The 13,952-nt window shown below is 63.5% G+C and carries 13 protein-coding genes; all 13 read left to right on the forward strand.

Going from position 1 to position 13,952, the window contains the following annotated elements; translation table 11 throughout:
• The coding region (locus ACU8YE_RS19320; RefSeq protein ID WP_446929103.1) for a 4Fe-4S dicluster domain-containing protein at window positions 1–266 on the forward strand (266 nt) is incomplete at its 5' end.
• Window positions 267–337: 71 nt separating this feature from the next.
• Window positions 338–625, forward strand: coding sequence for an FAD assembly factor SdhE (locus ACU8YE_RS19325; RefSeq protein WP_009241006.1), 288 nt, complete (start codon window positions 338–340; stop codon window positions 623–625).
• A gap of 122 nt (window positions 626–747) precedes the next feature.
• Window positions 748–2,049: a citrate synthase gene (gene gltA, locus ACU8YE_RS19330; protein ID WP_232040409.1), complete on the forward strand. Its 1,302-nt coding sequence runs from the start codon at window positions 748–750 to the stop codon at window positions 2,047–2,049.
• Between the two features lie 217 nt (window positions 2,050–2,266).
• The gene (gene leuC / locus ACU8YE_RS19335; RefSeq protein WP_260802258.1) at window positions 2,267–3,676 is read left to right on the forward strand and encodes a 3-isopropylmalate dehydratase large subunit; all 1,410 of its coding nucleotides are present in this window, start codon (window positions 2,267–2,269) and stop codon (window positions 3,674–3,676) included.
• A gap of 23 nt (window positions 3,677–3,699) precedes the next feature.
• Window positions 3,700–4,350, forward strand: coding sequence for a 3-isopropylmalate dehydratase small subunit (gene leuD / locus ACU8YE_RS19340; RefSeq protein WP_260802259.1), 651 nt, complete (start codon window positions 3,700–3,702; stop codon window positions 4,348–4,350).
• 29 nt (window positions 4,351–4,379) lie between these two features.
• Complete coding sequence (gene leuB, locus ACU8YE_RS19345; protein WP_446929383.1) at window positions 4,380–5,450, forward strand: 3-isopropylmalate dehydrogenase; 1,071 nt, start codon at window positions 4,380–4,382, stop codon at window positions 5,448–5,450.
• A gap of 81 nt (window positions 5,451–5,531) precedes the next feature.
• Complete coding sequence (locus tag ACU8YE_RS19350) at window positions 5,532–5,708, forward strand: hypothetical protein (RefSeq protein ID WP_232040405.1); 177 nt, start codon at window positions 5,532–5,534, stop codon at window positions 5,706–5,708.
• 82 nt (window positions 5,709–5,790) lie between these two features.
• Window positions 5,791–6,894 carry an aspartate-semialdehyde dehydrogenase gene (gene asd, locus ACU8YE_RS19355; RefSeq protein ID WP_004634424.1) on the forward strand — a complete coding sequence of 368 codons (1,104 nt, stop codon included), beginning with the start codon at window positions 5,791–5,793 and terminating at the stop codon, window positions 6,892–6,894.
• A gap of 387 nt (window positions 6,895–7,281) precedes the next feature.
• The gene (gene tapV / locus ACU8YE_RS19360) at window positions 7,282–10,197 is read left to right on the forward strand and encodes a FimV/HubP family polar landmark-like protein TapV (RefSeq protein WP_446929384.1); all 2,916 of its coding nucleotides are present in this window, start codon (window positions 7,282–7,284) and stop codon (window positions 10,195–10,197) included.
• 83 nt (window positions 10,198–10,280) lie between these two features.
• Complete coding sequence (gene truA, locus ACU8YE_RS19365) at window positions 10,281–11,105, forward strand: tRNA pseudouridine(38-40) synthase TruA (RefSeq protein WP_232040403.1); 825 nt, start codon at window positions 10,281–10,283, stop codon at window positions 11,103–11,105.
• The gene (locus ACU8YE_RS19370) at window positions 11,102–11,821 is read left to right on the forward strand and encodes a phosphoribosylanthranilate isomerase (protein WP_316871356.1); all 720 of its coding nucleotides are present in this window, start codon (window positions 11,102–11,104) and stop codon (window positions 11,819–11,821) included. Before truA ends, ACU8YE_RS19370 begins: the two co-directional genes overlap by 4 nt.
• A 96-nt stretch (window positions 11,822–11,917) precedes the next feature.
• A complete protein-coding gene (gene trpB / locus ACU8YE_RS19375; protein ID WP_232040402.1) occupies window positions 11,918–13,111 on the forward strand; it encodes a tryptophan synthase subunit beta in 1,194 nt (397 codons plus the stop codon).
• A 16-nt stretch (window positions 13,112–13,127) separates the two neighbouring features.
• A complete protein-coding gene (locus ACU8YE_RS19380; protein ID WP_232040401.1) occupies window positions 13,128–13,949 on the forward strand; it encodes a DNA-methyltransferase in 822 nt (273 codons plus the stop codon).
• Window positions 13,950–13,952 lie beyond the last annotated feature (3 nt).

Below are 13,952 nucleotides of genomic sequence, written 5' to 3' on the forward strand. Positions count from 1 at the left end.
TGTGCGCGAGCTGCTCGACGTCGTGCCCGTCGTTCTGGTGGAACCCGGACAAGTTCGTTGGCCCCGCCGGTCTGCTGCAGGCGTATCGTTTCATCGCCGACAGCCGCGATCAGGCCACCAGCGAGCGCCTGGACAACCTGGAAGATCCGTATCGCCTCTTCCGCTGCCACACCATCATGAACTGCGTCGATGTGTGCCCGAAGGGTCTGAACCCGACCAAGGCCATCGGCAAGATCAAGGAATTGATGGTGCGTCGCGCGGTGTAAGCCGCGAGTCAGCGCACTTTGGCATTGTGTGTCGCCGGAGCGGTTTCTCCGGCGACGCATTTTTAGGAAGTATGGTTGCTGTGAACACTCCGACGTTCTCCCATCAGTCCGATCCGCACAAGCGAGCCCGTTTGCGCTGGCGTGCCCGACGCGGCCTGCTCGAGAACGACATCATCGTCGAGCGCTTCTTCAACCGCTACGAGACGGAACTGTCGGATGACGACGTTGCCGCACTCTCGCAGTTGTTCGAGCTACCCGACAACGACCTGATGGATCTCCTGCTTGCACGCAAGGAGCCGGAGGGCGAACTCGACGTGCCTCACATCCAGCACGTCCTGACCTTGCTGCGCTCGGTCTAAACCGGCGCGCGAGAGGTTGCCGCAAGACGAATCAGTCCAGCCGCCCCCGGCCGGCGCCCCTTGATCCGTCTGGCGGGAGTCTCCCGACTTTATTTTTATAAACAGCAGAGAAGGAAACCGACATGACGCCGTCCGAAGTGAAAGCCACCCTATCGTTTTCCGATGGCTCGCCCAGCGTCGAGCTGCCGATCTACAAGGGCACGGTTGGCCCGGACGTGATCGACATTCGCAAGCTGTACGGTCAGACGGGCAAGTTCACGTACGACCCCGGCTTCATGTCGACCGCGTCGTGCAATTCCAAGATCACCTACATTGATGGTGACAAAGGTGAGCTGCTGTACCGTGGCTACGCCATCGACGATCTGGCCAGCAAGTGCGATTTCATGGAAATCTGCTATCTCCTGCTGAAGGGTGAGCTGCCCAATGCCAAGCAGAAGGAAGAGTTCAACCATGTGGTGACAAATCACACCATGGTGCACGAGCAGATGCAGTTCTTCCTGCGCGGGTTCCGTCGTGACGCCCATCCGATGGCCGTGCTGACTGGCCTGGTTGGTGCCATGAGCGCCTTCTATCCGGACGCTGCCAACATCAACGACCCGCGCGAGCGCGAAATCTCGCAGATCCGCCTGATCGCCAAGCTGCCGACGCTGGTGGCCATGGCGTACAAGTACAACATCGGCCAGCCGAACATCTATCCGCAGAACAACCTGTCGTACACGGGTAACTTCATGCGCATGATGTTTGCCACGCCGTGCGAAGACTACAAGGTGAACCCGGTGCTGGAGAAGGCACTGGACCGGATCTTCATCCTGCACGCAGACCACGAGCAGAACGCCTCGACTTCGACGGTGCGTCTGGCCGGTTCATCGGGCACCAACCCGATCGCTGCCATTGCGGCCGGTATCGCTTGCCTGTGGGGCCCGGCGCACGGCGGCGCGAACGAAGCTGCGCTGAACATGCTGGAAGAAATCGGAACCGTCGACAAGGTGCCCGAGTTCATCAAGCAGGTGAAGGACAAGAACAGCGGCGTGCGCCTGATGGGCTTTGGCCACCGCGTGTACAAGAACTACGATCCGCGCGCCAAGCTGATGCGCGAAACCTGCCATGAAGTGCTGAACGAACTGGGCCTGCACAACGACCCGCTGTTCAAGCTGGCCATGGAGCTGGAAAAGATCGCGCTGGAAGACGAGTACTTCGTCAGCCGCAAGCTGTACCCGAACGTCGACTTCTATTCGGGCATCGTTCAGCGCGCGCTGGGCATCCCGACTTCGATGTTCACCTGCATCTTCGCGCTGGCCCGCTCGGTGGGCTGGATTGCACAGTGGGAAGAGATGATCACGGATCCGGAATACAAGATCGGCCGTCCGCGCCAGTTGTTCAACGGTGCTGCAACCCGCGAAGTGCCGTCGATCGACAAGCGCTAAGCCAGGCTGTTTGCTTTACAGAAGCCCCGCTCGGGAAACCAGCGGGGCTTTTTGTTGCCCGCAGCCGCCAGAAGGGCTTTCGCATAATGGCGAAACCCCCTTTCGTCAGTCACGTCCGGTGCCCAATGCACCGGGTGGCATAATCGATCACTCCCCACGAAACTGCTCGCGCGGCGGCCCTGAAATAAGAAAGGGCGCGTTGTGCACGGATCGCATCATGGCCAAGACGCTCTACGACAAACTCTGGGACGATCACGTCGTTCATACCGAAGAAGACGGCACGACCGTCCTCTACATCGATCGTCAACTGCTGCACGAAGTGACGAGCCCGCAGGCCTTCGAAGGCCTGAAGATGGCCGAGCGTCCGGTGTGGCGCATCAGCGCCAACCTGGCTGTGTCGGATCACAACGTGCCCACCACCGATCGTTCGCACGGCATTGCCGATCCGGTTTCGAAGCTGCAAGTCGATACGCTCGATGCCAACTGCGACAGCTACGGCATCACGCAATTCAAGATGAATGACAAGCGTCAGGGCATCGTGCACGTGATCGGGCCGGAGCAGGGCGCGACGCTGCCTGGCATGACAGTCGTGTGCGGCGATTCGCATACCAGCACGCACGGTGCGTTTGGCGCGCTTGCGCATGGCATCGGCACGTCGGAAGTCGAGCACGTGTTGGCTACGCAAACGCTGCTCGCCAAGAAGAGCAAGAACATGCTCGTGAAGGTGGAAGGCACGCTGCCGCGCGGCTGCACCGCCAAGGACATCGTGCTTGCCATCATTGGCAAGATCGGTACGGCCGGAGGCACGGGCTATGCCATGGAATTCGGTGGCTCGGCCATCCGCGCGCTGTCGATGGAAGGCCGCATGACGGTGTGCAACATGGCGATCGAAGGCGGCGCACGCGCAGGCATGGTCGCCGTGGACGATGTCACGCTCGAATACATCAAGGGTCGTCCGTTCGCGCCGCAGGGCGTGGAGTGGGAACAGGCCGTCGCCTATTGGCGCACGCTGCATTCCGACGAAGGTGCGCACTTCGATCAGGTGGTCGAGCTGCGTGCTGAAGAGATTCGCCCGCAGGTGAGCTGGGGCACGTCGCCGGAAATGGTGGTCAGCATTGAAGACCGCGTGCCGGATCCTGAAAAGGAAAAAGACCCGAACAAGCGCAACGCCATGGAGCGTGCGCTCGAATACATGGGCCTGCAGCCGAACGTCGCCATCAGCGACATCAACATCGACAAGGTGTTCATCGGCTCGTGCACCAACAGCCGCATCGAAGACATGCGCGCTGCCGCGTGGGTCGTGCAGAAGCTGGGCAAGCGCATTGCCTCGAACGTGAAGCTGGCGATGGTCGTGCCGGGCTCGGGCCTCGTGAAGGAACAGGCCGAGCGCGAAGGGCTCGACAAGATCTTCAAGGCGGCGGGTTTTGAATGGCGCGAGCCGGGTTGCTCGATGTGTCTGGCAATGAATGCCGACCGCCTCGACCCGGGCGAGCGCTGCGCATCCACGTCCAACCGCAACTTCGAAGGCCGTCAGGGCGCGGGTGGCCGCACCCATCTGGTCAGCCCGGCGATGGCCGCTGCGGCTGCGCTGGAAGGCCACTTCGTTGACGTGCGCAAGCTCGCTTGAGCGGCAGGATAGAGAGAGCAATCATGGAACAATTCACCATCCACACCGGCCTCGTGGCGCCGCTCGACCGCGAAAACGTCGACACCGACGCCATCATCCCGAAGCAATTCCTCAAATCGATCAAGCGCACGGGCTTCGGCCCGAACCTGTTCGACGAGTGGCGCTACAAGGACGTCGGCGAGCCTGGGCAGGACAACAGCAAGCGTCCGCTGAACCCGGATTTCGTACTGAACCAGCCGCGTTACAAGGGCGCCTCGGTGTTGCTGGCGCGCAAGAATTTCGGCTGCGGCAGCTCGCGTGAGCACGCGCCGTGGGCGCTGCAGCAGTACGGCTTCCGCGCCATCATCGCGCCGAGCTTTGCCGACATCTTCTTCAACAATTGCTTCAAGAACGGCCTGCTGCCGATCGTGCTGACAGAGTCGCAAGTCGACCATCTGTTCAACGAGACGCAAGCCTTTACCGGCTACCAGCTGACTGTCGATCTGGACAAGCAGATCGTCGTCACGCCGGGCGGTACGGCGTACCCATTCGACATCACGGCGTTCCGCAAATACTGCCTGCTCAACGGCTTCGACGACATCGGTCTGACCCTGCGCTACGCCGACCAGATCAAGGCTTACGAAGCGCAGCGCTTGGCCAGGATGCCGTGGCTCGCGCACAAGCTCGTCGGCTGAGCGGATACCAGAACAACAAGGACAACTACATGACCAAGATTGCAGTGTTGCCGGGTGACGGCATTGGCAAGGAAATCGTCGCCGAGGCCGTGAAGGTGCTCAAGGTATTGGGCGAGCCCTTCGAGATGGAATTCGCCCCGGTGGGCGGCGCCGGTTACGAGGCCAAGGGCCATCCGCTGCCGGAAGACACGCTCAAGCTCGCCAAGGAGGCTGACGCCATCCTGTTCGGCGCCGTGGGCGATTGGAAGTACGACACGCTGGCGCGCGAGCTGCGCCCGGAGCAGGCCATCCTCGGCTTGCGCAAGCACCTGCAGCTGTTCGCCAATTTCCGTCCGGCGATCTGCTATCCGGAACTGGCCGGCGCATCGAGCCTGAAGCCCGAGATCGTCTCCGGCCTCGACATCCTGATCGTGCGCGAACTGACCGGCGACATCTACTTCGGCCAGCCGCGCGGCGTGCGTTCGGCCCCGGACGGCGCGTTTGCCGGTGCGCGCGAAGGCTTCGACACGATGCGCTACGCCGAGCCGGAAATCCGCCGCATCGCGCACGTCGCCTTCCAGGCTGCCGCCAAGCGCGGCAAGAAGCTGTGCAGCGTCGACAAGGCCAACGTGCTTGAGACATTCCAGTTCTGGAAGGACATCGTCACCGATGTGCACAAGGAATATGCGGAAGTCGAGCTGTCGCACATGTACGTCGACAACGCGGCCATGCAACTCGTGAAGGCGCCGAAGAACTTCGACGTGATCGTTACCGGCAACATGTTCGGCGACATCCTTTCGGACGAGGCTGCCATGCTGACGGGCTCGATCGGCATGCTGCCGTCGGCGTCGCTCGATGCGAACAACAAGGGCCTGTATGAGCCGTCGCACGGCTCCGCGCCGGACATCGCGGGCAAGGGCGTTGCCAACCCGCTGGCGACTATCCTGTCGGCGGCGATGATGCTGCGCTACTCGCTGAACAAGGCCGAGCAGGCTGATCGCATCGAAACGGCTGTCAAGAAGGTGCTGGCACAGGGCTACCGGACCGGCGACATCCTGACGCCGGGCTGCAAGCAGGTCGGCACTGTGGAGATGGGCGACGCGGTGGTCGCTGCCTTGTAAATCAAACCATGCGTTGCGGTGCCATCACATGCGGCACCGCAATCGTCGTTTTTTCGGTGGACACATGTTGCAGTGCATTGTGTGGCCGCCAAATCGTGTATATTTTTGCAGATGATCTCGATCGCGCTCCCCGTCCTCGTACTGGGCATTCTGGGCACCCTGGCCATTGCCGCCAAGGGCACCGCCGCGCGCACTCGCATGACGCCTGTCGAGATTCGCACGACCACGAAAATCATTACCAAAAAAACGATCTCGTAGATCGTCCGTCGTGCCCGTTCGCCTTCCCCGCGCGGTCACGCCGGGCGACCGAGGCGGGGAAAATCACTAGAGGTTCACAATCATGAAGGTAGGTCTCGTCGGTTGGCGCGGCATGGTCGGTAGCGTGCTGATGCAGCGCATGCAGGAAGAAAAGGATTTCGACCTGATCGACACCGTGTTTTTCAGCACCAGCAACGCTGGCGGCAAGGCACCCGCATTCGCCAAGACGGATGCGCCCCTGGCCGACGCGAATGACATCGAAGCGCTGAAGGCGTGCGACACGATCATCACGTGCCAGGGCGGCGACTACACGACCGAAGTCTTCCCGAAGCTGCGCGCGGCCGGCTGGAATGGCTACTGGATCGACGCCGCCTCGACGCTGCGCATGGAAGACGATGCCGTGATCGTGCTGGACCCGGTCAACCTGTCGCTCATCAAGAATGCGGTGGCGGCCGGCACCAAGAATTTCATCGGTGGCAATTGCACCAACTCCATCCTGCTGATGGGCGTGGGCGGTCTGTTCCGCGAAGGCTTGGTCGAATGGGTCAGCTCGATGACCTACCAGGCAGCCTCGGGCGGTGGTGCGAACCACATGCGCGAACTGCTCAAGGGCATGGGCGTGATCCACGGTGCTGTGGCCGATGAGCTGGCCAACCCGGCCTCCGCCATCCTGGACATCGACCGCAAGGTTGCCAAGACCATCCGCGAAGACGTGCCGACCGAATTCTTCCCGGCGCCGCTGGCTGGTGGGTTGATCCCGTGGATCGACAAGCAGCTCGACAACGGTCAGTCCAAGGAAGAGTGGAAGGGTCAGGCCGAGGTCAACAAGATCCTGGGCACGGCGCAGACGATTCCGGTTGATGGCCTGTGCGTGCGGATCGGCGCGATGCGCTGCCACAGCCTGGGCTTGACGCTCAAGCTCAAGCGCGACCTGCCGCTCGACGAAATCGAGCAGATCATCCGCTCGGGCAACCCCTGGGTGAAGTGGGTGCCGAACGACCGCAGCATCACCGAGAAGGAACTGACGCCGGCTTCCATCACGGGTGGCCTGGAAATCGGCGTGGGCCGTGTGCGCAAGCTGAACATGGGGCCCGAGTATGTGAGCGCCTTCGTGATCGGCGATCAGCTTCTGTGGGGCGCCGCCGAGCCGCTGCGCCGTACGTTGCGTATCCTGCTGGGCAAGTGATTCGGCCTTTGCTTTCCTTGTCAGACCGGGCATCGACGGCTGTCGTTGCGGCCTGACAACAGAAAGTGCGCTTTTTCTACCAACGCCGCGCGGCCTGCGCGGCGTTGTGCCATCTGGACGCCCACGGTCTGTAACGTTGGTACACAATAGCGGCCGGAACGCTGTCCGCCCATTCGTGGGGTGGACGGGGCACGGGGAAGGGGTAGCGCCGCATGAAGCACACGCATTCCGGGGGGTACGTCGGGTGCTTCAGAATCTCGCCAATTGTGTCGTTTTCATAAAGATTGACGGCGGTTCTTATCCAGCATTTCACTTTTTGGGTGAACTTGCTGCGCTAACTCGTTGATGTTAAGTTCGTTTGCACATTAAAAGATAACGGAGTCGAAGGTGAGGGTGAGCCAATACCGCCGGAGAGAATCGTCCCATCGCAGTCCTCGCTGGTCGGCCGTCGCGTTTGCTGCGGCGAGCCTGCTGCTGATTCAGCCCGCTGCGCAAGCGGCCGGTTTCGGCGCGCTGCACGTGCGTTCCAGCCTCGGCCAGCCGCTGCAGGCCGAAATCGATCTAACCGGCGTGACGCCCGAAGAGGCGCAAAACCTGGTCGCCAAACTGGCCGCGCCGGATGCCTATTCGCGTGCCGGCCTGACCTACAACCCGATCGTCTCCTCGCTGCGTGCCTCGCTGGAGCGCCAGTCGAATGGTAACTACGTGGTGCGTCTGCGCTCGACGCAGCCCGTCGCCGAGCCGTTCGTTGATGTTCTGGTCGACTTGAACTGGGCGAGCGGCCACGTTTCGCGCGCCTATACGTTCTTGCTGGACCCGGTGGGCTCCAGCAATACCGCACAGAATTTCGCGCCGACGCCGGTGGTGCAGGCCACCACGCCGGGCGCCGCTGAATCGACGTCGGCTGCCTCGGCAGCTCAACCGCAAGCTGCAGCCCCGACTGCGGCCGCACCGGCACCGGCACGCCAGCCCCGTGCTGCTCGCCAAGCCGCGCGTGCCCAGCAAGCTGCTCCTGCTGCTGCCGCGCCGGACGCTACGCCTGGTGGCTCGTACACCGTGCAGCGCGGCGATAGCCTGTATGACGTGGCATCGACGGCCGCTCAAGGTCAGGATGCCGTGTCGCTCGACCAGATGCTGCTTGCCCTGTATCGGAACAACCCCAACGCTTTCATTGGCGGCAACATCAACCGGCTGCGCACCGGTTCGGTGCTGAAAGTGCCGTCGCAGGCCGAAGCGCAGAAAACGCCTGCGCGTGAAGCACGCCGCGAGGTCATTGCGCAAACGTCCGGCTTCGCTGGCTACCGCAATCGCCTCGCAACGGCAGCGGAAGCCAACGCGGCCACGGATACCGATTCCGCCCGCCAGCAAAGCGGCAGCGTGTCGGCCCGTGTGCAGGATCAAGCTACGCCCGCTGCCAGCGGCCGTGACGAATTGCGTCTGTCCAAGGCTGACCGTGCCGGCAAGGCTGGCGCGGCAGCCGCCCGCGACGAGGAACTCGTCGCCAAGGAGCGCGCGCTCAAGGAGATGGAGTCACGCGTTGCACAGTTGGAGAAGAATCTCTCTGACATGCAACGCCTGGTTGAATTGAAGAACGCTGAACTGGCCAAGGCCGCCAGCGCTGCCAAGCCGGCCGCTGGTGCTGCACCGTCGACGGCGGCTCCGGCAGTGGCGGCTGCCAATGCGCCCGCTCCCGCACCGTCAGCAGCGTCCACGTCTGCCCCGGCCCCTGTTGCCGCTGCGCCGGCGGAAACGGCCGCCGCCCCGGCTTCGTCGGCGACGGCTGCAGCGTCGGCTTCCGCACCGGAGGCCGCATCGGCGCCGTTGGCGGCAGCCTCTGCACCGCAAGCAACTGCCAGCGCACCGGTTGCTGCTGCGTCGGCTCCCGCTGCCGCGCCGAAGAAGGCGCCCGTGGTTGTGGCCCCGCCGCCGCCGATCCAGGAAGAATCGTTCCTCTCGTCGCTGCTGGGCAACCCGATGGCTCTGGGCCTGGGTGGCTTGGTGGTCGCCCTGCTGGGTGGTCTGGTGGTGTATCGCCGTCGCCAGCAGAAGCCTGAGCAGGCGCATGGCTTCCAGGACAGCCTGCTGTCGCAGGAAAGCACTGTGATGGCGGGTGCCAACTCGCTATTTGGCGCGGCCGGTGGTCAAAGCGTCGACACTTCGCAGCACAGCGTGTTCGGTGCGGATTTCCGCATTGGTGGCGGCAACGAGAGCAATGAAGTCGACCCGATTGCCGAGGCCGATGTCTACATCGCCTACGGTCGCGACGTACAAGCCGAAGAAATCCTGCGCGAGGCTCTGGAGCAGCATCCGGAGCGCCAAGCCATTCGTCTGAAGTTGATGGAAATTTACGCCAATCGTCAGGACGCCCATGGCTTCCAGACCATTGCTGAAGAGATGCTGGCGCAAGTCGGCGCGGCCTCGTCGGAATGGGCAGAGGCGGCTGCGATGGGCCGCAAGTTTGATCCCGCCAACCCGCTGTACCTGACGGTGCAGGGTGATGGGAGCCATGTTGGTGCCGAAGCCCATGCGGAACCGAGTCACGCTGGCGCCGCAGTGGCAGGTGCCGCTGCCCTGGCCGGTGTGGGCGCCGCAGTGGCTGCCGAGGCCTTCAGCCCGACGGTGACCGGTCAAACCACCCGTCGCGGGGACGACTGGACCACGCTGTCTCCGGATCTGGACCCGTCCGCACCGTCGACCAAAGCGCCGCAACTGGCCGATTTCGATCTGCCGCTAGAGTCGTTCCCGGCGCCGGCAGCAGGGGAGCCGATCACTGCGCCCGAAGAAGCCTCGGACATCTTCAAGGTGCATGCCGAACCTGAAGCGGACCTGCCCCAATTCAACGCGCACGCTGGCGAGGCTTATCAGCCCGTCGCCGCGCCCCCGCTGCACATGGACCTGTCGGACTTGTCGCTGGATCTGAACCCGACGCCGCCTGCCGCAGAAACGGCTGCTCCGGCAGCCTCGGTTGCTGCAGAGGAAAGCCTGCCGAGCTGGGCTCAGCCGACCGACCTGTCGCAGGCCCCGATGCACTTCGAATCCGAGCCGCACCACGCAGAGCACGCGGAAGTCGCGAACGACGAACCGCAATCGGCTATCCGCCTGGACACCAACCTGCCGCACACGCTGTCCGGTGAGCACGGTGCCGACGGTGTGCGCGATCTGCAGATCAAGTTCGATCTGGCCAAGGCCTACATCGAGATTGGCGACAAGGAAGGCGCACGCGAACTGCTGCAGGAAGTGCTGGATTTGGGCGATCCGTCGTTCCACGCCGAGGCGCAAGCCTTGATGCGCCAGATCGGCTGACGCAACGCGTTTTACGCCATCGACAGCGCCGGCAGGGTGGTATCCTGCCGGCGTTTTTCTTTCCGCATGGGGATTCACACGGCATGACGCGCATCGCGCTTGGCATTCAGTACGACGGTGCCGCGTTTTCGGGATGGCAATCGCAGCCGCACGGCAACACCGTGCAGGACGCACTGGAGGCGGCCCTGCGACAGTTTGCCGGCGTGGCGCTCCCGACCACGGTGGCCGGCCGCACCGATGCGGGTGTGCATGCGCTGGGCCAGGTCGTCCACCTGGATACCGACCTCGTGCGCGAGCCGTTTTCGTGGGTGCGCGGCACCAACGCGTTTCTGCCCCCCACGGTGGCCGTGCGATGGGCGCAGGAAATGCCGGAGGACTTCCACGCGCGCTTCTCCGCGCATCGCCGCACGTATTACTACGCGCTGACCTTCGGCCCGACGCGCGCACCATTGCTCGAAGACAAGGCCGGCTACGTGATGCTGCCGCCTGGCCAAGCGCTTGACGTGGCAGCCATGAACGAGGCTGCGCAGGTCTTGGTCGGTGAGCACGATTTCTCGTCGTTCCGCGCGGCCGAATGCCAAGCCAAGTCGCCCGTCAAAACGATGTACTCGATCGAGGTGCGAGGCGAGGGCGAGTGGGTATTCGTCCGTATTCGTGGCAGTGCATTCCTGCACCACATGGTGCGCAACATCATGGGCTGCCTGGTGGCGATCGGGCGGGGCCGGCAACCATCTTCCTGGATGCGCGATGTACTGGCAGCACGCAGCCGCGTCGCCGCCGCCCCGACCTTCATGCCCGACGGGTTGTATCTGGCCGAGGTCGGCTATCCTGATGTCTTCTCGTTGCCGGCATCTCCGGCATCGTCCAGCCTGTTTCGTGGCGTGTTCGACGAACACGTCGGCCCGTGAACTCCGCTTCCACCATGCCGTTGCACCGTACCCGTATCAAGCTGTGTGGCCTGACCCAGCCGGCCGACGTCGACCACGCCGTCGAGCTCGGCGCCGATGCGATCGGGCTCGTCTTCTATCCGCCCAGCCCGCGTTACGTCGCCACCGAACGCGCTGCCGAGCTGGCTCGCCGCGCCGGTCCGTTCGTCACCGTGACGGGCCTGTTCGTCAACGCCAGCGCGGACGACGTGGCGCGTGTGCTGGACAAAGTGCCGCTTACGCTGCTTCAGTTCCACGGTGACGAGCCGGCAGAGCTGTGCGCCGAGGTTGCAGCGAAGGTGCGGCTGCCGTGGCTGCGTGCCCTGCGTGTTCAGCCCGGGGCCGATTTGGTAGAATTCGGCAATCGGTTTGCCGCTGCTCAAGGCCTGCTGCTCGACGCATTTGTTGAGGGGTATGGCGGCGGCGGCCACGTCTTCGACTGGACTCTCATTCCTCCGCAATGGCTCCCGCAATCGCCATCCTTGCCAACCACAAGCGCCGCTCCTCGGCTCGTTTTGAGTGGTGGGTTGAGCGCGCAAAACGTCGCTGGCGCGATTGAACGCGTGCGGCCATACGCTGTTGACGTCAGCAGCGGGATCGAGGCCGCACGGGGCGTGAAAGACCACGCCCGGATGACCGCATTTGTGCGTGCGGTCCGCGAGGCCGATGCAGCCCTGGCTGCATCGGTGCAGGCCTGAGCCGATCCGGCAGGTCTTTCGTGACGCACGCCTTCCTGAATATCTCCGCCGACGGGGGCTTCACCCTGACCTCGGCGGACGCCTCGAGAGATTGCCATGTACAACCTGCCCGACGCCCACGGCCATTTCGGCCCCTACGGCGGCACCTTCGTTGCCGAAACGCTGTCCCACGCGCTGGATGAGCTGCGCGACGCCTATGCGCGCTATCAGCACGATCCCGAGTTCATCAAGGAATACGAATACGAGCTGAAGCATTTCGTCGGTCGGCCGTCGCCCATCTATCACGCACGCCGCCTGACCGAACACTGCGGCGGCGCGCAGATCTACCTCAAGCGCGAGGACCTGAACCACACCGGCGCGCACAAGGTGAACAACGTGATCGGCCAGGCATTGCTCGCGCGCCGCATGGGCAAGCCACGCGTGATTGCCGAAACGGGCGCCGGCCAGCACGGTGTTGCCACCGCCACGATTGCCGCGCGCTACGGCATGGAATGCGTCGTCTACATGGGCAGCGAAGACGTGCGCCGCCAGGCCGCCAACGTCTACCGCATGAAGCTGCTGGGCGCGACCGTGGTGCCGGTGGAGTCGGGCTCGCGCACACTCAAGGACGCGCTGAACGAAGCGATGCGCGACTGGGTGACCAACGTGGCCGACACCTTCTACATCATCGGCACGGTGGCAGGCCCGCACCCGTATCCGATGATGGTGCGCGACTTCCAGGCCGTGATCGGCGAGGAATGCAAAGTGCAGATGCCGGAGATGACCGGCCGCCAGCCGGACGCGGTGATCGCCTGTGTGGGCGGCGGCTCCAACGCCATGGGCATCTTCTATCCGTACATTGACCACACCGACGTGAAGCTGATCGGCGTGGAGGCGGCGGGCGAGGGCATCGAGACCGGTCGCCACGCCGCGTCGCTTACGGGCGGCTCACCGGGCGTACTGCACGGTAACCGCACCTATCTGCTGCAGGATGAAGACGGCCAGATCATCGAGACGCATTCGATCTCGGCCGGGCTCGATTATCCGGGTGTCGGTCCGGAGCACGCCTGGTTGAAGGACGTGCGGCGCGCGGAATACGTCGGCATTACCGACAAGGAAGCGCTGCAGTCCTTCCACGACCTGTGCCGCATGGAGGGCATCATCCCGGCGCTGGAATCGAGCCATGCGCTGGCGTATGCGTGCAAGCTGGCGCCGACGCTGCCCAAGGACAAGATCCTGCTGGTGAACCTGTCCGGCCGTGGCGACAAGGATATGCATACCGTCGCCGAATTTTCCGGCATCAAACTCTAACGGCACTGGCACACGCATGACCGAGCGCGCCATCGACGGCATCTTCAACGAGGACTGCATTACCGGGGTCGAGCATCTGGCCGATGGCAGTGTGGACCTCGTGATCGCCGATCCGCCGTACGGGCTGGGCAAGGATTACGGCAACGACTCCGACAAACTGTCGGGCGATGCATACCTCGCCTGGTCCGAACGCTGGATCGATGCGGTGCGGCCGAAGCTGGCGCGCAACGGATCGTTCTACCTGTTTTGCACGTGGCAATACGCGCCGGAACTGTTCGTGATGCTCAAGCGGCGCCTCACGATGGTCAACGAGATCATCTGGGACCGCCGAGTGCCGAGTATGGGCGGCAGCACGCGCAAGTTCTCGTCGGTGCACGACAACATCGGCTTTTTTGCCGCTTCACGCGATTACTACTTCGATGTCGACGCCGTGCGCATTCCGTACGATGCCGAGACGAAAAAAGCGCGCAGCCGCAAGCGTTTCGAGGGCAAGAAGTGGCTGGAAGTCGGCTATAACCCGAAGGACGTGTGGAGCGTGTCGCGCCTGCACCGGCAAGACCCGGAGCGCGCCGAGCATCCAACCCAAAAGCCGCTGGAACTGGTGGAACGCATGATTCTGGCAAGCTGCCCGCCGGGCGGTCTGGTGCTGGACCCGTTCCTGGGCAGCGGCACCACGGCGGCCGCGTGTGCAAGGCTTGACCGCCGCTTCGCCGGCTTCGAGATCAATGCCGACTATTGCCGCGTGGCGCGCGAGCGGGTGGCTGCTGTGCATGCCGCCGCTGCCGCCAACGTCCAACCGACTGAATCGCAGGCGCCTGAGACTATCAAGGTCGCCTGAAAC

The organism is Ralstonia sp. VS2407 (genome assembly GCF_052950655.1).